Source organism: Ensifer adhaerens, from assembly GCF_002940685.1.
GTDB classification, from domain to species: domain Bacteria; phylum Pseudomonadota; class Alphaproteobacteria; order Rhizobiales; family Rhizobiaceae; genus Ensifer; species Ensifer adhaerens_E.
This window is the reverse complement of record NZ_PNFP01000013.1, coordinates 54713-74161: the sequence shown is the minus strand read 5'-3', so window position 1 is coordinate 74161 and position 19449 is coordinate 54713. Positions and strand designations below refer to the sequence as shown.

Annotated in this window: 14 protein-coding genes; 6 read left to right on the top strand and 8 right to left on the bottom strand. The window is 60.7% G+C overall.

All coding sequences use genetic code 11. The features are described 5' to 3' along the window. Positions 1-510 precede the first annotated feature (510 nt). The 3 genes from C1A35_RS23855 to C1A35_RS23845 are packed head-to-tail and all read left to right on the top strand — an operon-like array spanning position 511 to position 3679. Positions 511-1779 carry a tyrosinase family protein gene (locus tag C1A35_RS23855; RefSeq protein ID WP_104666756.1) on the top strand — a complete coding sequence of 423 codons (1269 nt, stop codon included), beginning with the start codon at positions 511-513 and terminating at the stop codon, positions 1777-1779. 38 nt (positions 1780-1817) lie between these two features. Beyond that, the gene (locus tag C1A35_RS23850) at positions 1818-2633 is read left to right on the top strand and encodes a hypothetical protein (RefSeq protein ID WP_104666755.1); all 816 of its coding nucleotides are present in this window, start codon (positions 1818-1820) and stop codon (positions 2631-2633) included. Beyond that, positions 2630-3679, top strand: coding sequence for an SCO family protein (locus C1A35_RS23845; RefSeq protein ID WP_104666754.1), 1050 nt, complete (start codon positions 2630-2632; stop codon positions 3677-3679). Before C1A35_RS23850 ends, C1A35_RS23845 begins: the two co-directional genes overlap by 4 nt. Positions 3680-3783: 104 nt before the next feature. Here the strand turns inward: C1A35_RS23845 and C1A35_RS23840 are convergent, their stop codons facing one another. The 7 genes from C1A35_RS23840 to C1A35_RS23810 all read right to left on the bottom strand — a co-directional run bounded on the left by C1A35_RS23840 (position 3784) and on the right by C1A35_RS23810 (position 13428). Continuing rightward, entirely contained in the window at positions 3784-6696 is a 2913-nt protein-coding gene (locus C1A35_RS23840; protein WP_104666753.1) for a phospholipase D-like domain-containing protein, read from the bottom strand. A gap of 347 nt (positions 6697-7043) precedes the next feature. Continuing rightward, a complete protein-coding gene (locus C1A35_RS23835) occupies positions 7044-8111 on the bottom strand; it encodes an ABC transporter ATP-binding protein (protein WP_104666752.1) in 1068 nt (355 codons plus the stop codon). A 30-nt stretch (positions 8112-8141) separates the two neighbouring features. Next, positions 8142-8996 carry a carbohydrate ABC transporter permease gene (locus C1A35_RS23830; protein ID WP_104666751.1) on the bottom strand — a complete coding sequence of 285 codons (855 nt, stop codon included), beginning with the start codon at positions 8994-8996 and terminating at the stop codon, positions 8142-8144. Next, entirely contained in the window at positions 8986-9891 is a 906-nt protein-coding gene (locus C1A35_RS23825; RefSeq protein WP_440271561.1) for a carbohydrate ABC transporter permease, read from the bottom strand. Before C1A35_RS23825 ends, C1A35_RS23830 begins: the two co-directional genes overlap by 11 nt. A gap of 98 nt (positions 9892-9989) precedes the next feature. Further along, positions 9990-11204, bottom strand: a complete 1215-nt coding sequence (locus tag C1A35_RS23820) for an ABC transporter substrate-binding protein (protein WP_104666750.1) — start codon at positions 11202-11204, stop codon at positions 9990-9992. Positions 11205-11290: 86 nt separating this feature from the next. Beyond that, a complete protein-coding gene (locus C1A35_RS23815) occupies positions 11291-12076 on the bottom strand; it encodes a DUF4037 domain-containing protein (protein ID WP_104666749.1) in 786 nt (261 codons plus the stop codon). 32 nt (positions 12077-12108) lie between these two features. Further along, positions 12109-13428, bottom strand: a complete 1320-nt coding sequence (locus C1A35_RS23810; RefSeq protein WP_104666748.1) for an alpha-L-fucosidase — start codon at positions 13426-13428, stop codon at positions 12109-12111. Between the two features lie 202 nt (positions 13429-13630). Between C1A35_RS23810 and C1A35_RS23805 the strand changes: the two genes are divergently transcribed. Next, entirely contained in the window at positions 13631-14638 is a 1008-nt protein-coding gene (locus tag C1A35_RS23805; RefSeq protein WP_104666747.1) for a LacI family DNA-binding transcriptional regulator, read from the top strand. A gap of 53 nt (positions 14639-14691) precedes the next feature. Here the strand turns inward: C1A35_RS23805 and C1A35_RS23800 are convergent, their stop codons facing one another. Then, positions 14692-15963, bottom strand: coding sequence for a Zn-dependent hydrolase (locus C1A35_RS23800; protein WP_104666746.1), 1272 nt, complete (start codon positions 15961-15963; stop codon positions 14692-14694). A 142-nt stretch (positions 15964-16105) separates the two neighbouring features. Here C1A35_RS23800 and C1A35_RS23795 point away from each other — a divergent pair, with 142 nt between their 5' ends. Further along, a complete protein-coding gene (locus tag C1A35_RS23795) occupies positions 16106-17608 on the top strand; it encodes an aldehyde dehydrogenase family protein (RefSeq protein ID WP_104666745.1) in 1503 nt (500 codons plus the stop codon). Between the two features lie 134 nt (positions 17609-17742). Further along, on the top strand, positions 17743-19449 hold the full coding sequence (locus tag C1A35_RS23790; RefSeq protein ID WP_158665139.1) for an amidohydrolase: 1707 nt from the start codon (positions 17743-17745) through the stop codon (positions 19447-19449).

Genomic DNA, 19449 nt, shown 5'->3' with positions numbered 1-19449 from the left:
TAAATGCCTAAAGCAGGTGTTGCCAACAATAAGCCATCCCGCCCACTTGTGCAACGTGTATCGATAAAATCAGCAACCTTGGGTCGGGGGCGGAAGCCTGCGGAAGATGACAGTGCCAGGACGTCCTACACTTTCCCGCAGGGGCGTTTGGCAAAAGTGTAACTCCTTATCCTTGCGCCTCGCCATTGATTACGAGCTTTCCTTCCTGCCGCGAATGTCAGAGGTGCTCGGGCCTAAGAAATGGCGGCGGTAGCGGGGCACGTCGCGCCGGACGAAAGCAGCCTTTCGGCGGAAATCAATCCGCGTTGTCGCAGGTGGCCCGGTCGGCAAACCCACCACCTGAACCGATCCCTGCCGGTGGTATAGGCGGATCTGTTACCCGGTATGTATCACTAGGATTGCAATAGTGAATCAAGGTGTTGTGACCTGTAATTGTACGAGAGGCTGTTCAATGCTAGAATTTCTTGGTTTTGGTGGCGCAGGATGTGCCACCATTTTCGGGAGGGGGCGATGCGCGTTGAGATTGACGTGTTTAGTACCGGCACCGACGGGCGTGTTTTTCTGTCCTGGACCCCGGTTCCAGCCACTGCTCGCCTCCTTGACGGTCCGGGTGGCCAACAAGCTGTCGAAATCGAACTTCGTAGCACCGGATCAAAAGGTCAGGTCGTCTTCGAGACGTTCAAAACGCATCGCGGCACGCCCAGTTTGCGCCTGAGCATGCCAGGCGATGGTTCGCCTGTGCGGTTCTGGGTTGCCGGAGACTTCGGATCGCCGAGCGAGAAGTTCGGTGACGCGGTTATCACCGCAATAGGGGTCAGTAACGGTGCCGAGCTGGCCACGGTCGAGGCGATGGTTCGCGTACGAAAAAGCGCCAATGCACTCACGGTGGCCGAACGCGATCGGCTGGTGGATGCCTTCGGCAAGCTCAATGCCAGAGGTGCGGGTCGTTTCACCGATTTCCGCACCATGCACATACGGGGAACCTTGGACGAATCCCACGGCAACTATGGCTTCCTGCCTTGGCATCGTGCCTATCTGCTCGATCTGGAGCGGGAATTGCAGGCGCTCGTGCCGGAAGTCGCGCTGCCATACTGGCAATTCAACAAGCCGGCCCCAAACGTCTTTACGCGTGAGTTCCTGGGGGTTGCGAATTCTGTTGGCCGTCTCGAATTTTCCAACGGGCATCCATTTAATGATTGGGGAACAGATAGCGGTATCGGGATCCTGAGGTCGCCAGATTTCGACACCGCGCAAGCGCCGCCGGATCTGAAGGATGAGGACGCGACAGTCGGCTTCGGTGACGGCGTTTTTGCCAACTTTTCCTATTTTAACGAGAATGATCTTGGTCGCAGCGGGATTGAACTCGACCCGCATGGCTATGCGCATACAAGCTTTTCCGGCTGGATCCGGCGGCCGCCAACGGCGCCGAAAGACCCGCTGTTCTTCCTGCTTCATTGCAACGTGGATCGGCTTTGGGCGAAGTGGCAATGGTTCTATAAGCGACACGCCGATACCGATCCCAAGTCCTTTCCGCAAGGCAACAATTTCCGGATTGGGCACAATCTTAATGATACGATGTGGCCGTGGAACGGCCTGACCGGTGATCCACGCCCTCCGGCCGCGCCTGGCGGGACGCTTGCGCCATCTCCGTTGACGACCGCACCTGGAAATAGCCCCAAGGTTCGTTCGATGCTCGACTTTCAGGGCGTGCAGGGCGGACCGCATCAGGGCTTCGATTATGACGATGTACCATTCGAAATCGCCGACGCCGTCAGTTGACAGCGACGTCGCGTTGGCGGTGAGCCGGGAGATCGAAGATGAATGTCGATGAGTATCGGAAACAGTATGGCGAGAGGATCGAAAGGTCGACCGCAGCATCAAAAACGCTGGGCACTCCGGAAGCGCGTTCCTCGGGCGATGACAGTTCTGTGTCTGCAAAAATCGAACTGTTGAGAGATGGTAACGCCGGCTTGCAAGAACGTAGCCGTGCGCTACGGGAATTGCAGGCGGCGGCTTTCACGGGCCCGAAGTTCAGCCCGTTCCAAGCATCCTTCATTAACGTTCTGAGGGGCATCGCGTTGAAGGAGGAAGACCCCCTGCGGCAAAGTGCGCTTGAGTATCTCTCAGCAGAAGGCGACCCGGTGGCCCGCCAAGTGCTGACCGAGGGGCTGACGGACCCCACCAAGGCTGCCATCTCCGAGGCGAAAGCGGTGCAATTGCTGGCCCAGGACGATCACGCGGATGCCGCAAGCATTGCCAAACAGGTTTTTGCCAGAACCTCTGATCCCGGCGCAAAGGAAGAAGCGGTGAGGGCCATGGCCTCCGACCCCACCGCGGTCGACCTGCTCACCGACATCATCAAGGATCAGTCTCTGCCCGATCAACTGCGGTCGTTGGGGGCCTCGAGCCTGCGTTCCGTTGATCCGCAAGCATTTCAGAATGAGGCGTTGCGCATCATAGCCGATGACAAGGAAAGCGATGCCCTCAAGACCCGGTATGTGGTTATCCTGGATCGCATGAATGGCGCCGGAGCGCTCGGACAGGACCTGTCGGATACTCTTGAACAGTTGTCTTCGAGCACAAAGGATGCGCGGCTGCGCAAGGTCCTGACCAAGGTGCTTCAACGGCGATGAGTCCAGCCCCTGGCGATCTGTCCGCAGCGGTCGATCATATTGAGAAGGTACGGCAGGGCCTGCTTCCCGCCCAGGATCTTGTCCCGCTGTTCGCCGAACAGTCATCCTTCATGCACTTGCTGACGGCGCCGGAGATTGAGCGGTTCCGAGGCTATGCGCTCTCCACCTTCGGCATGGTGGGTCTTCCCGTCAATGCAGAGCCCATTGTCCTTGAGGAGCTCGAAACCGGAACGGAGCCATACACTATTGCCGCAGCGGCGATGGCGATGCTCGGAGCGGCAGATCACGGCCAGGAAGCGATGGACCTGTTGAAGGCGGCGCGCGTGCGGGTTCTCGCGCGGGATGTAAACGTCCAGTATCAACGCTTCGAGCCGATCTTCGATATCGCGTCAAACGAAACGGCCTTGGGCATCATCGACGACGCTATTGCGCGTCTGTCTTCTCGTCGCCAGTCCCTGCCAATGCAAGCCCCGGGCCCGGCGGCCGAACGCTCGCAGTGCTGTTGCTGTGGCGGCGCAGATCACGCGGCACCCGGGAAGCAGGTCGATCCCGGCAAGCTTGTCCTTGAGGATCAGATCGGGGCAAGAACATCTTTTGGGGCATTTTTTCGTGGCCAGATCGGTATTCTCACCTTTTTCTACACGCGGTGCATGAATCCCGAAAAATGCTCGCTCACAATTTCCAATCTCGCTCGCCTCCAGCGCGCGCTCGCCGAGAAGAACCTGAGCGACAGCGTTCGGATCGGCGCAATCAGCTACGACCCGGCGTACGACTTGCCTCACCGTCTGGCAGCCTACGGGCGTGAACGAGGGCTGATTTTTGGCGAAGGCTGCCGCATGTTTCGCTCACCGAATGGTTTCGGAGAAGTTCAGGAGAGTTTTGAACTCGCTGTCGGTTTCGGACCTCAGACAGTCAACCGGCATCAGATCGAGTTGCTGTTGCTTGATGAGCACGGGTTGCCTTTCAAGCGGTTTGTACGGATGAAATGGGATGCAAGCGAGGTGCTCGCAGCGCTTGAGGCGAGGATCACGTCAGGGGGCACTTAAGCGCCAGAATGTGAGCGTCTGCCCCGTTTGGTTTCGGTGGCAGCCCTGCACTCGTTCTGCAACGAAGGTGCCAGTCCTGCCAATCTCGCATGAAACACCTCGGCTCAGCTTTCCTGCTCGGCCAGCCATGCCGCCAGAGGAACTTTTATCATACGGGGCCTGACGGTTTCGTCGCCCGGCTCGACGAGGGCGACGGGTGGCCGATCTTCATCAAATTCCGGTGGTTTGGAGCGCAACCAATCCGCCTGGAAAAGATCCTCGAAGTACTTGACCGCGCGCGCATCCTGGATCACCAGGCTTGCGTCCCGATTGGTCGTGACACCTTGTCCGGACCAGTTGTGACTGCCAATGACAACGATGTCGTCATCTATGACGATGCCCTTGGTGTGGCAGCGACGGTTGACGCGGACGCGCTCGAGATCAAAACCGCGACGTTGAATATTGGTCGCGACCCGACGATCAGTGTCGAAGCCGTTTCTCATGATGATACGGAAGTCTTCGATCGCCGGATCCCTGTGCTTGCGCAGCATGACCTCGATCAGCTCCCGGAAGCCTGGGCGATCATTCCCGTCGCCTGAAGGTTTGAACGTCTGGTTCTGAAAGAGGATTCGTCGCTGCGCTCGATCCAGCAATTCCACAACGACCTCGGCGTAGTTGTCCGGTGTGAGCAGGGGATGGACCTTGATCTTGCCCGATATGGTCAGTGATTTGCGCAGGAGATACGGTGCTTCGATTGCGGCAGTTTCGGGCTCGAAGTACTCGATGGGGATCCAGACAAATCGCTCGATCGCAGGGGCCTCCGGACGCGCGGTCTCGCGCGCTTCAACCAGGTCCCTTTCAATGTGGTCGCGAAACGTCCTGGCCAGACCGGCGTGCTCTACGATCGCATGCCATTCGCGATTGTAGGCGTTCCACATTCCCGTTGGTGTTCCGATATCCTTGCCTTCGTCGACTGGCGCCTGATTGGAGGATTGCCAGTTGCCGGACGACAGCCAAAACGCGGCATTGTCCCGGACCGCAACCTTGATGTGGTAGCTGCTTTCGAAGAGCCCTGACGCGTTGCTCTTGTAGCCGACCGGCCGATAGACAGACGCGAGGGAGAAGGCCAGGCGGCCAGAGAGATCGGATGCGAGCAGGTCGACAACCTCCGCGTCCTTCAGGTCATCCTTCTTTGCTCCCTTCTTGTCGAGCGACTCACCTTCCTGCAGCACCAGCGTCATGTTCGCGCCGGGCGACGCGACCGCGCCGCGGACAGCCTCGACCACATGCGGCGCCCCGAAATCGTACATGGCAACCGTCAGGGTCTGATCGACTTTCTTCAGAAAGGACCGCAGTTCGGGCCAGCCCGTATCGGGGCTCGCGCAGAACGTTATCGACATCTCTTCCTTGACGGCCTTGAGCTTGCGCTTCTTGTAGGCGGATTGCCAAGGGGCCTCAGCTGCTGCCTCCAGGTCCAAGCCCAGCGTTTCTTCGAGCGTGGCGACCGCCACGTCGATCGGATAGCCGTCAATCGACGTCGGCAATGGCAGGAGCCCCATCGAAGTGAGATCTTCAGGCGCGTAACGCTGCCTTACGGAAACGACGACAACCGGCTCTTTCGTCATCACGCCCCGGGTTACCTTGAAGCCCGGCTTGACGGCAAGCACATCCCGCCGGCTCGCAAGGATGGTACGGATTGCCGGAATGGCCGCTTCGATCTGCTCCCAGGTCAGGCCTGTCCGGGGTGGCGTATCGCTCTGACCCGTCACTGTCGTCCCGCTGACCGTCATCGCCCCGCCCGGCGCGCCGAGCGAGACGGTGATTGTCAGAGGGATCGTTATCTTGACCTCGTTGTTCGCCATCATGACCCCTCCCAATTTCGTGGCATCGGGTTCCCGAGCCGGTTGTCTCGTTTCGGCGCCGATAATGGGCGGCCGTCGCGCATCCTCCAGCGCCTGGCTTATGCCTGCGGGTGTCACAGCGAAGTTGCGCGACAGGAAAATGCCTGCGCGATGCAGCCCGACGACTTCTCCGTTTTCCAGATCGATGACAGGCGAACCCGAATTGCCGGTCAGTGTAGAACAGTCGTGCTCGATATCCGCTGTCAGCTCGTTCATGACGAAGCCAGGCGCGATCTGCTTGTGTTCGTAGCCGTTGAAGAAGATCTCATCCATCAGCTTCTGCTCGGGCAGAAACGGATCACGGTGCGGATAGCCGATGACGGCGACCGTCTTGCCGACGCTCGACGTTCTCGACAGAGTCAGAGGGGGCGGCATGCTCAACCCGGACCTGCCCTTGACGCGGAGCAGCGCGATGTCGGGCAGGGTTATCGGAGCGAGATAGATGATGTCCGCAACGTCGAATTCGCGTTCGACCTGCGAGCCGAATTCTTCCGCGAAGTCAATTTTGACGCCGATCGGAATTCGCCGGTCGTCACCGAGGAGAAACCGGAGCCCGCCGGCGGATCGCAGGGCGAAGTACTCCGCCACATGGCGATTTGTGACGACGACCTCCGGGACGATCATCCAAGCCGTGCCAATCGAGGGCGCCGCGACATAGTTGGTCAACTCGACGCGCCCGACCGAAGGGATTGTCCGGCGAAGCTGCGCCGATGCGGCGACAAGCTTTTCGCGCCATGCGGTGGAAGCGGACTGAGCAAACTCCAGAACGGTGTCGCCATCTTTGATGGCCAGCACTGGGCGGCCCTGCCGCAATGCAATCGACTCTTGCCGTATCCGCGCAGCGTCCATTTCCGCCTGATGCCCTTGGGTCATGGTCGCGGCCGGCCGGGCCCCCGGCGGTCGTGGTTGCGGCATTGGCTTCGGAAGACTGTCGAGATCCAGTTTAGGGCGGGTGGCTTCCAGGAACGCAATGTCCAGCGGTGAGAGGGTCTTCAAACGGAGGTCATTGCCCTGCGCGTAGTCGCGCGTGACTTCTTGCTCGGCTGCAAGCCGTCTCACCAGATCCTGGTCGCGCGCATAGGGAGCGCCAAGATTTCGAGCATTGACTTCAATGAGTGTCTTACCAAGCTCTTTCATGACTGCGACCACAGCTGGAGGAGCGTTCTGATAATGATGTGAGGGGCACTTTCTGCACAACTTATACGTATACTAAACGACAAATTTGCGAAGTAACGTGCAACATGGATTCGAGACAACCTGCGAAGCCCTCTCGTTCTTGAGCGCCAACAGGGAAGGCACCATCAACTCGCCTTCGCGTTTGTCCGACGGCGCCCGGCAGACGCCAGCGGACGTCCGAAGCCCTATGGGCGACGGCCGGAAATCAGGCCATTTGCACCAAAATGATAGGCGGCAAGCAGGGTCACGCCATTACAGCGTTCGGACCAGCTTGTGATGACCGGTGGCGGCGAGGTGCTCGACTTTCGCTAGTTCAAGCGGTTGCCGCTCGTCGGATCGAACAGATGCGCCTTTTGGGCATCGTACCTGAGCTGAATTGGCTGCCCCGGAGAGACTGTGATCCGATCTCTCACCGCGGCGACGATAGATTGTTGACCGGTCTGCAATTGCAGGTGCGTATCGGAGCCAGTCGGTTCAATGATGATGACCTGGGATTGAACCCCTTGCTCGCTGATGCCGATGTGCTCGGGCCGGACACCAAGCCTTAGGGACCGCCCGACATAGGATCGAGCCTTATCCGGTAGCGGCCAGCGCGGTCCGTGCGCCACTTCAAGTTCCAGGGCCCCGCCGCCGTCGACAACCGTCCCGTCGATGAAGTTCATGGAGGGCGACCCGATAAATCCGGCAACGAAACTGTTGGCTGGCGCATCATAGACTTCGAGCGGCGAACCGATCTGTTCGATATGGCCGCCGCGCATGACGACGATGCGGTCGGCCATGGTCATGGCTTCCATCTGGTCGTGGGTGACATAGACCATGGTGGTCCCGAGGCGCTGGTGCAGCGTCTTGATTTCCGTACGCATCTGCATGCGCAGTTTTGCATCGAGATTGGAAAGCGGCTCATCGAAGAGGAAGACTGCCGGGTTGCGGACGATAGCGCGGCCCATCGCCACGCGCTGGCGCTGGCCGCCGGACAATTGCCGGGGATAACGATCGAGGAGGGCGGCGAGATCGAGGATGGCGGCGGCGTCGTCCACTTTTCGCTCGATCTCCTGCTTGCTTCGGCGGGCAAGCTTCAACGAAAAGGCCATGTTGTCGCGCACGGTCATGTGCGGATAGAGCGCATAGGACTGGAACACCATGGCGATGTCGCGCTCATTGGGCTCGAGATCATTGACGATCCGGTCGCCGATTTCGATCTCTCCGTCGCTGATGCTTTCCAGCCCGGCGATCATGCGCAGCAGGGTGGATTTGCCACAGCCTGAAGGTCCCACGAGCACCACGAATTCGCCGTCCTGTGCGGCGACGGAGATGCCATGCAGCACTTCGAGCGCACCGTAGCGTTTGACGGCGTTGCGAATGGTCAGTTTCGCCATGGATCTCTCCCGAAATTGTCGGCCGGCGCTTCAGCGCCCGCCCATGCCCGCATTGAGGGCGATGCTGTTGTAGATGAGCTTCTGCAGGATGATTGCGAGGACGATGCCTGGAAGCATGGAAAGGGTGGCGCCGGCCATCAGATAGTTCCACTGCGTCCCCTGTTGCGTCTGGAACAAAGTGAGGCCAACGGGCAGGGTGGCGTTGTCGGCTCCGGTCATGACGATCAGCGGCCAGAGGAAGTTGTTCCACTGCCCGATGAAGGTGAAGAGCGACAGCAACCCGATCGCCGGCATCGACAGGGGGACGATGATGCTGACGAGGATGCGCAAGCGGGATGCGCCGTCGATCCTTGCTGCTTCCTCGAGCTCCATGGGAATGGAGAGAAAGAACTGTCGCATCAGGAAGGCGCCGAAGGTGCCGAAGGAGATCGGCAGGATAACGCCGGCGAAGGTGTTGACGAGGTTCAGCTTGTTGACGATCAGAAACAGCGGAATGATGAGCATCAGCGGCGGCACCATCAGCGTTCCGATGTAGCCGATCAGCAGCGTTTCGCGCCCTTTGAATTTCAGTCGCGCGAAGGCATAGCCGGAGAGGCAGGAGACGACGACGGTGATCGCCGTCACGCAGACGGCGATGACGGCGCTGTTGAGGAAGAAGCGACCGAAGGGCAGTTGGGTCCAGGCGGCGGCAAAATTACCCCATTCGAAGACTTCGGGCAGGATGCGCGCCGGTATTGCCGTCACTTCGACATTCGAACGCACGGCGTTCGAAACCATCCAGAAGAACGGAAACAGGAAGGCGATCGCGACGAGCCCAAGGGCGGCGTGATTGATAATGTCGAGCATCATCCTGCGGCGTGCTCGGCTTTCGGATCTAGGCGTCATAATGCACCCATTTGCGCTGGAACCAGAATTGCAGGGCCGTCAGTGCCATGATCAGCGCGAACATCACCCAGGCGATGGCAGAGGCGTAGCCCATCTGGAAGTTCTGAAAGCCGCGTTGGTAGATGGCGTAGCCGAGCGTCGCGGTCGACGATCCCGGCCCGCCCTTCGTCATGACGTAGATCTGGTCGAAAACCTGCAGCGACGTGATCGCCGTCATGACCGTACCGAAGAACAGTGTCGGCGAGATCAGCGGCAGACGGATTTTCCAGAAGCGATCCCAGGCCGTTGCGCCATCGATCCGCGCCGCTTCCAGATAGGTGGCCGGCACCATGTCGAGAGCGGCGTTGAACAGAACGGTATTGTAGCCGACGCCGGCCCAGATCGAGGTCAGAACGACGGCCTGCATGGCGAGCGTGCGATCGTTGAGCACGCCAGCCAATGGCACCGACAGCGAAGCCATCAGGCTGTCGAAAAGCCCGCCGCTCGTAAAAATCAGCATCCAGACCATGGCAACCGCGATCAGCGGGGTGAACGTCGGAAGAAAGAAGATCACCCGGAACCAGCGCTGCCCGATCTTCAGGCTCGAAATCCAGGTCGCCAGCCCGAGCGAGATGATGATGTTCAATACGAGATATTCGACCGTGAAGAAGAGGGTGTTGCGCAAGACCGTCCAGAATTGCGGGTCGGTGGTAATCAGGCGCACATAATTGGAAATGCCGACAAAACGCGCCGAGCCGAGCAGCTGCCAATTGGTGAAGCTGAGCACGATCGAAGCCAGGATCGGCAGCACGAGGAACAGGACGATGCCGATCAGGCCAGGCAGCAGGAAGAACAAGGCTGTCCATCCCTCGCCTCTGAACCATTTGCGCGAGCGTGGCCTTGGCCTTGCGATCATATCGGTGTGTTTGCCCAGCATCATGGGACCCCTCCTATTCTGCGATGGCGCTGCGGTCGGGCGGACGAGCCCGGCCGCAGGCCGACGAGGTGCCCGGTTTACGGCAGCTGGCTCTGAATATCGCTCAACACGACGTCGGGTTTCGAGTCTCCGGTCAGTGCGAGCGGCACATATTGCATCACCAGATTCTCGAACTGGTTCCATTTGTCGTTGATGCGGAACGGCGTGGTGTGGGCGAACATGTATTCCAGCGTCTCGCGAGTGCCGGCTACATTCTTGGCAGCGCCGTCATACCAGGCTGTTTGCTGTGCAAGGCGCGCCGGCAGCGCGCGTCCGGCCGAGCCGAGGATTTCGGCGGCTTTCGGGCCGGTCAGCACCTGCAGTGCCTTGAAGGCAGCATCCTTGTGCTGGCTGGTGGCCGAAATGCCCCAGCCGGAGCCGGCGGTGATGAAGCGCGACGGACCGCTGCCGCGCGGCAGCGGTGCAACGCCGATCTTGAAATTGACGTTGGCCTGCCCGGTAATCAGCGACCATGGACCATCGATATACATGGCGACATTGCCCGAAGCGAAGCGGCCGCTTGCGGCCGAGGCATCGGCTGCCGAGGCAAAGACGGGCGAGAGCTTATCCTCGGCGGTGAGATCGGCATACTTGCCGAAAGCATCGACAAAGCCGGCATTGGTGAGGTCGAATTCATTGTCGTCGTTGAAATAGTCCGCGCCGAGCGCGACGGGGCCGGCGATGAAATCGAAAGCCTGGGTGCCGTAACCGAAGGTTCCGTCCTTCGTCAGTGCCTTGGCATCGGCCTTGAAATCGTCGAACGTCCAGTCCTTGGCGGGCTCCTTCAGACCGGCCGCGGCGAACTTGTCGCGATTGTAGAAGACCATCCACGGGCCGACATCATAAGGCAGCGCATAGAGGCTGCCGCCTTGTGACAGGCCGGACATGATCGACGTCTCGAAGTCCGCCACCTTCACGTCACCGCTTTTCACATAGTCGTCGAGCGGCGCCAGGATCGAATAGAAGTTCGGCAGGCGCATCGACTGCATCGAGACGATGTCGGCGATCTCTCCCGATGCCGCCAGAACCGGCAGTCGCGTCCAGTAGTCCGCCCATCCCGAAAGCTGCAGCTTGACCTTGATATCGGGATATTGCTCGGTGACGAGATCAGCCAGTTGCTGCCAGAGTTCCGCATCGTTCGGCTGGCCCCACATCTGCCAGGTCAGGGTGACAGGAGCATCCTGCGCCCTGGCGCCGATGCCGGCGAGTGCGCTTGCGGCAAGCGCGGCGACAAAGATCAATGAACGCTTCATGATTGTTTCTCCTCCTCGGTGACTTTCGTTGCAGTGACGCTCATCACGATCCGGACGCTCCCCTCCGGCTTGGTCTGGCGGCACGTTCAGGCCGCGATCAAGGCCTCCAGGTCGGCGATCAGGCCGATCAGTTCGGTTCGCTGGCGCTGCCATGTGTCCGGCCCCTGTCCCGGTTCCAAAATGGCGGTCATCCGCTGGAGGAAGTCAGGCGGCAGTTGCTTGAGTTCGGCCGCCATGGGCAGGTTCCAGCCGTCACCCGGGAAATAGACCCGGTTGAAGGCGAAGACGGTCTGCAGGATGGCGTTTGCCAGTTTGCCCGTCAGCCCGACGAGAAAGACGAGGTCGCGGCGAGCGACCTTGCTCTCGTAGTGATAATCCTTGGCCCAATAGCGCAGTACTTCCATGTATTGGCTGAGGACGGAGGCCCTCAGCGCTTCCGGATAGTCCGCCAGTTGCCGCTTCCAGCCGAGGAGCAGGCCCCGCGGATCGGCGATGATCTGCTGGCTGGCAAGGTCGGTCGGCAGATGATAGCCCCAGATCGTCCATTCGAAGCTCTTGGGCACCACGATGCCGGTAAGCCAGGATTCCAGGTCGCGCTGCACGCCGGAATATCGCCGCATCCAGATGCCATCCATGCGGATGCCCTCGGCCTGCCAGCCCCGCAGGGCGGCATCGAAGCGCCGCCACGCTGCGGTTTTTCGAACTTCCGGCCCGCGATAGGCATCGGCATAGACGCGGAAGTCGAAATCCGATTGCGCATCGGACCTGCCCTTGCCGCGCGATCCGGCAAGCGCGACGGCACCATTGCCGTCCTCGGCCAGATCGGCGATCAAGGGGGTCATCGCGGCGATGAGTTCGGCTTCGCGGCTCATGAGTGCACCGGCGGCTGGTCTTGGCTCTCTCCTTAATCCTTGAGGATCAGCTCGATGACCGGCGTCACGACATCCGGCTTCAGGACAGGCAGCTCCAGGGTCAGGATACCTTCACCGACGGCGACACCGATGTTGGAATCGACTTCGGCATCCGGGTCGAGCCAATGAAGTTCGCTGGCGTCATGCAGGAACTGGGCATATTTGACCTTGCGTCCCAGTCCTTCGATGTGGATGTGGCGGAACGGCCAGGTCTGGATGTGCAGATAGAGCCTGTTTCCTTTCTGCGTGAAGCGGCAACCGTTCGGAGCCTTGTAAGTCGAAGGACCGGCGCCATAGATCGCGCGGCCGTTCAGCCGCATCCATTCGCCATAGGTGTCGAGGGCCTTGATGGCGCGAGCATCAAAAGTGCCGCGACCGGTCGGGCCGACATTCATGAGAAGGTTGCCGCCGAGAGACACCGTGTCGACCAGGATGTTGATGAGCTGGCCGGCATCCTTCCAGCTCGTCTCGTCGCGATAATAGCCCCAGGAACCGCTGAAGGTGTGGCAGGCTTCCCAGCGCACCGGCAATCCGGCAACCGTCGGAGCGACGCGCGGCGTGTATTGTTCCGGCGTGACAAGATCGGGCATGTGATCGGCATCGCGCGGCAGGTCGAGACGGTCGCCGACGATGATGTCGGGCTGCAGCTCACGCACCAGTTTGATGAGATCGTCACTCTCCCATTCGGCGCGGCCCTTGCCGGGCAGGCCCTTGTAGACGCGGCGGGGATAGCTGAAGTCGAACCAGATCACATCGATCCTGCCGAAATTCGTGAGAAGTTCGGTCACCTGATCGCGCATGTATTTGGCATAACGCCTGACGTCGCGGCCCTCGTTGAGCTTGGCCGCATCGGGATGATTGCGCTGCGGATGGTGCGCATCGATCGGGAAATCCGGGTGATGCCAGTCAAGCAGCGAATAGTAGAAGCCGACCTTCAACCCCTCGGCACGCAGGGCTTCGACATAGGGTCCGATCAGGTCCTTGCCATAGGGCGTGTTCGTGACCTTGTAGTCGGTCACCTTGCTGTCCCAGAGGCAGAAGCCTTCGTGATGCTTGGCGGTGAGGACGACGTATTTCATCCCGGCTTCTCGCGCACGGCGCGCCCACTCGCGGGCGTCGTAGAGGTCGGGATCGAAGTTGTCGAAGTACTTCTGGTAGGCTTCGGTGGTGATTTCTTCCCGGTTCTTCAGCCATTCGTGGCGTGCGCCGAGAGCGTAAAGTCCGAAATGGATGAACATGCCGAAGCGGTCGTGTCCAAACCATGCCTTGCCGTCGGCCACATTCTGACCGCTACCAATCGCTGCGTCGCCCATATTATCCTCCCAGATGTCGCGTTCTATCGAACCGGTTCGATTTGATCATTGAATCTCATGTTCGATATGTCAAGCACGCTGTTGAAATCTCTTTCGGCATATTGCTTCATGGGCGACAAATGCTAGGGTTGTGGCCAGGGATCATCAAGCAAAGCACTTTTGATCGGAAGGTCGAGGGAAATAGAAACGGTTCGAGAGATTCATGGCCACGATACGCGACGTCGCCAAGCTTGCTGACGTATCCGTCTCGACGGTGTCGCTTGCCTTAAGCAATCCGGCGCGTGTCAGTCAGAAGACGCGGGAGAAGATTCGTCAGGCGATTGCTGCTGTCGGCTTCGTTGCCGATCCGCTTGCGCAGAGCCTGGCGCGCGGGCGTAGCCGCATGATCGGCTTCGTGGTGGGCAATGTCGGCAACCCGTTCTTCGGCGATATCCGGCGCGAGCTGGAAAACTACGCTCTCGACCACGAGCACTTCGTCGTCGTTACCGATTCTTCCGGAAAAACGGATCGCGAGAGGGCGATGGTCGAGCACTTGATCGGCCTGAAGACTGCCGGCTTGGCGCTTGCGCCATCAGGTTACGATCAGGACTATGTCGCGTTCGTCGCCGGCCTGAACGTGCCGATCGTGTGCTTCGACCAGAAGGTAGCAGGGATAGAGCGCGATTTCGTCGGTTCCGACAATTACCTTGCCGGCGCGATGCTGACAGAACATCTTCTGCAGCTCGGCCACAGGCGCATCGCCTTCATCACCGGCCCTAGCCATATGCATACGGCAACCGAGCGCTATCGCGGCTTTGCCGAGACCATGGCAAATGCCGGCATCGATGTGAATCCGAATTTCGTCGTCGATGGGCAGTTCACGCGCACTGCCGGCTACGAGGCGGCGATGCGGCTGCTCATCCAGCACGAGCGCCCAACCGCGATCCTCGGCGCCAACAACACCGTGGCGCTCTCGGCGCTGCAGGCCATGCAGGAACTGGGCTTCCGTTGTCCCGAGGACATCTCGCTCGCCATGATCGACAATGTGCAATGGAGTTCGGTCATCACGCCGCGCATTACGATGGTGGTTCAGGATACCTTGGCCCTCGGCAGCATCATAGCGCGCCGCCTGATGCACCGCATCCGCAGCCCCCAGGGCGCCGTCGAGCCGCCGGAGGATTTTGTGCTCGCCCCGAAATTCGTCCCTGGCAACTCCTGCCGAAGGATCTAGCTGGGCATAGCCCCTGGCCGACGACGCTTGTCGCTGACCTTTGACTTGCCCCTTCAACATTGCCGGAGAAAAGCGTCCGAGCCGCACGCCGCTTCTTCGGGCCGGGCTCGCGTCAATACCACGTCCAGAAGCACGTTCGCGCCAGCGGTGACATCAGCCGGCGTCGCGTATTCATTGGCGTTGTGGCTGATGCCACCGCGACACGGGACGAAAATCATCGTGGTCGGCACGCGCCTTGCGAGATTGAAGGCATCGTGGCCGGCGCCCGAGACGATGTCGCGATTGGTCAGCTGACGGTCTCTGGCGCCTTCCCTCACCGCCTGGATCAACGCGCCGTCAAAGGCCACCACGGGTGAATGCCAGCGCAGACGTCCGTGGACGCCGATTTCCTCATGGCTTCTCAAGAGGGCGTCCAGCCCGTTCAGGAGCCGCCGGTGCATTCCCTCAAGAACCGTTTCATCCGGATGCCTGAGGTCGACCGCCAGCTCCACCCGACCGGGAACGACGTTGATCGAACTCGGAAAGAGCTCGATGCAGCCGATCGTGCAGCGCGCCAGGTCGTCGGTTCGGCCGATGTCCTGAACCAGGCCAATCACCTGCGCGAGGACAGGCACGGGATCCTTGCGCATCGCCATCGGCACCGGCCCGGCATGGGTTTCCTCGCCGACGAGCGAGATCTCGTACCACCGGATGCCCTGGCCGCCAGTGACGACGCCGATGGTCCTGCCCTCCGCCTCGAGGATCGGTCCCTGCTCGATATGCAGCTCCAAATAGCAATCAGCGGCGGGTAGCTGGGGCAGGGCTTCACGATCGTAACCGTGCCGGACGAGATCATCGTCGACCGCGACCCCTGCGCTGTCGCGAGTGGCCAGAACCGTTTCCAGATCAAGCACGCCGCAGGCGACGCCTGAGCCCATCATCGCCGGTTGGAAACGGCACCCTTCTTCATTGGTCCAGACGCAGAGCTCGATCGGGCTGATGGTTTCCACCGATCTGTCATCCAGTGTCTCCAGAACTTCCAGTCCGGCGAGCACACCCAGCACACCGTCGAAGCGACCGCCGGTCGGCTGGGTATCGAGATGGCTGCCGATCAGGACCGGCGGTGCAGCGGGATCGCGGCCCGCGCGGCGAATGAAGAGGTTGCCGATCCGGTCCCTTCGGATCCGGTAGGCGCGCTGCGCGCACCAGCCTAGAAACAGCGCACGGCCGGCCTCATCCGCGTCCGAAAGCGCTTGCCGGCACGAGCCCCCCTCCGGCGTGGCGCCGACTTCCGCCATTGCCATCAGCCGTGTCCACAACCGCTCCCCATTGATCGCGTGCCGCATCTCGATCCTCCTTGCGCATGCTCTTGTCCGGTTAACCTTGTTGGCCGCGCGCTGCAGCGCCAGTCACCCTTGTGGGGGACTGTGATGGAGCCTGCCATGCTCGCTAGAAAATTCCGGATACGGATCAACGTGGAGGCAGGTCATGGACACGACGGCAGATAGACGATGGCACCGCATCGCAGAAGCGCTCCGACCCGAAACGCGCCTGCTGATCGACGGACAGTTCCGTGCAGCCGCAGATGGGCAAACGCTGGCATCGGTCAATCCCGCAACCGGCACCGTTGTCGCCAACATTGCCTGCGGCAATGCAGCCGATATCGAGGCGGCTTGCGATGCCGCCGCCAAACGGTTCCGGCAGGGCGTCTGGTCGCGCATGCGCCTGCGGCAGCGTGTCGATATTCTCACCCGTTTCTCCGAACTGATCGCCGAGAACGGCGCCGTTCTGGCGGTGCTCGATACGCTGGAGATGGGCAAGCCAATCGCGGAAATGGGCGCGATCGACGTGCCCGGCGCGGTACTGACCATGCGTTTCTTGGCCGAAAGCATCGACAAGATTGCTGGCAGCGCGCCAGTCACGAATTCGGACGCGCTGCACTACATCCTGCGTCAACCGCTCGGCGTCGTCGGCTGCATCACGCCGTGGAATTATCCGCTGATGATGGCGGTCTGGAAAGTCGCGCCGGCACTTGCCGCGGGCAACTGCGTCGTCCTGAAGCCGGCCGAGGACACGTCGCTGAGCGCGCTTGTGCTCGGTCGCCTGTTCCTGGAGGCAGGCGGTCCTGATGGCGTGTTCAACGTCGTGCCCGGACGTGGCGCCGTCGCCGGCCAGGCGCTGGCGCGCTCGATGCATGTCGAAAAGATTGCCTTTACCGGTTCGACGGCGATCGGCCGGCAGATGTATCGCTACGCCGCCGACACCAACCTCAAGGCGGTTTCGGCCGAACTCGGCGGCAAGTCGCCGCAGATCGTGCTTGCCGATGTGGAGGATCTCTCATCCGTCGCCGAGAAGATCGCCGACGGGCTGTTCGGCAATCAGGGTGAAGTCTGCTCGGCTGGATCGCGGATTCTGGTCGAACGAAGCATTCACGACGAATTCTGTGATCTTGTCGCCGGCCACGCCGCGCGGAAGTACCGGCCGGGCGATCCGCTCGATCCTGAGACCACCATGGGGCCGCTGGTCAACAAGACCCACCAGGGCCGCGTGCTCGACTACATCGACAGCGCCCGCAAGGAAGGAGCCACGCAGGTCCTTGGCGGGGATACCGCCGATCGGGCCGCCGAAGCGGCGTGCTTCGTGGCGCCGGCGCTTTTTGCCGGCGTCGACAACCGCATGAAGATCGCCCAGGAGGAAATCTTCGGACCGGTCGGGGCAATCATTCCACACGACGGCGTCGACGATGCCGTGAGGATTGCCAACGACAGTCCATACGGCCTTGCCGCCGGCGTCTGGACTTCAAACCTCAGCGCCGCGCACCGCATCGCGCGTGATCTCGAATGCGGCATGGTCTGGATCAACGGCTACATGAACGGCGACATGAGCCAGCCCTGGGGCGGCTGGAAGCTCTCCGGCCATGGCCGTGACAAATGTCTGCAGGCCTTGATCGACAACACTCAGTCCAAGTCGGTCTGGGTCACGCTCGATTGAGGGCCAGCAACACTGACAGCGACCAAATGCATCGCTGTCAGCAACACGCGCCCGCCATATCAAAGGGAGAGTTCACCTGCATTGATGCTGCGGGCGTGGTAGTGAGGAAGTCCGACAGGAAAGGTATGGACCCCATGTCCCAAAACACCAGGAAAACGCTGCGATCGCTGACAGGTCTTCTATTGGCCGCTTCGGCACTTTGCAGCGCGAGCGCTGCGGTCGCCGAAACGCTTGTCATCACCCATGCCAAGGTTCGCACGATGAACCCCGCCGCGCCGCTGGCGGAGGCCGTGGCGATCGACGAGGACGGCGTAATCCTTGCCGTCGGCGACGAGGCGGGCGTGCTGGAAATGGCGGGCGAGGGCGCGCATGTCGTCAGGCTCGGCGGCAAGCTGGTCCTGCCTGGGTTCCAGGATGCGCACGTGCATCTGATTGAAGCGGGCGTCAACGCAAGCCTCTGCGAATTCGACGCCTTTGCATCGCTGGAAGAGACAAAAGCGACGGTGCGCGATTGCGTGAAGGAGAGCGAAACCGATTGGGTGGTCGGCTCCGGCGTCAGCATGACCAACCTGCTCGACGAAACCGACGATCCCGTCGGTGTGCTCGACAAGATTTCCAGCGACCAGCCGATCCTGATCCTCGACGATATCGGTCACGGCGCCTGGGCCAACAGCGCAGCACTTGAGGCCGCCGGCTACGACAAGATCGAAGGCAATCCGCCCGGCGGCATCATCCTGCGCGATGAAAAGACCGGTGCGCCCAATGGCATCGTGCTTGAGAACGCCCAGCAGAAACTGCGCAACCTTGCCTTTCCGGATACGCCCGAAAACGTCAAGTTCGCCTATGAAAGCATGCTGCCGACCTTAAAGACGATGGCCGAAAACGGCATCACCACCGTCAGCGATGCCGGCGGTTTTTGGCCGCAAGGGCACCTGAAGGCCTGGCAGATGGCCGAAAAGAACGACACGCTGACGCTGAGAGCCGCCAACGCGCTCTATGTCTATCCCGACCTGCCCTTCGACGAGCAGGTGGAAACGCTCTCGAATTTCTACAGCAACGATCCGAACCGGCTTTTGAAGTTCAACCAGGCGAAGATCTATGTCGACGGCATTCTCGAACAGCGCACCGGCGCTCTGCTCGCGCCCTACAGACAAGGCCCCGGCATCGACCACGGCTTCGACAGCGGATTCCTCTATTTCGACGAGGCGACGCTCGACCGTTACTCCAAGGTGCTCTCTGAGAAGGGCTTCAAGCTGCACTATCATGTGACCGGCGACCGCGGCGCACGCCTTGCGCTCGACGCCATCGCACAGTCGGACCCGGAGCCCGGCCCGCATCGCCTCACACATATCTACCTGCTCGACACATCCGACTATCACAGGTTCAAGGACGAGGGCGTCGTTGCCGATTTTCAGCTGGCGCCGAGTTCGCTCAGCCGCGACTATGACAGCTTCATCCGCAAGTTCATCGGCGAGCGCGCCGACAGCATGATGCCGGCCGGAAGCATCGAGAAGACGGGCGCGACCGTGGTGATGAGCAGCGACTTCGACGCCGACGAGCTCTCGCCGCTGATCAAGATCCAGACAGCGCTTGAGCGGAAGAAGGATGGCGCACCGGACGTGGAAACGGCGGTCAAATGGATGACGATCAACCCGGCGAAACTTCTGAACCAGGAAGACAAGACGGGTACGATCGAGCCCGGCAAGTTCGCCGACCTCGTGGTCATCGACAAGGATATCTTCGACATTCCGGTCAAGGAGATCGGCAAGGCCACGGTCGAGGCGACATTGCTGCAGGGCGATCCGGTTTATGATGCGGAAGGCCTGTTCTCCGGCAACTAA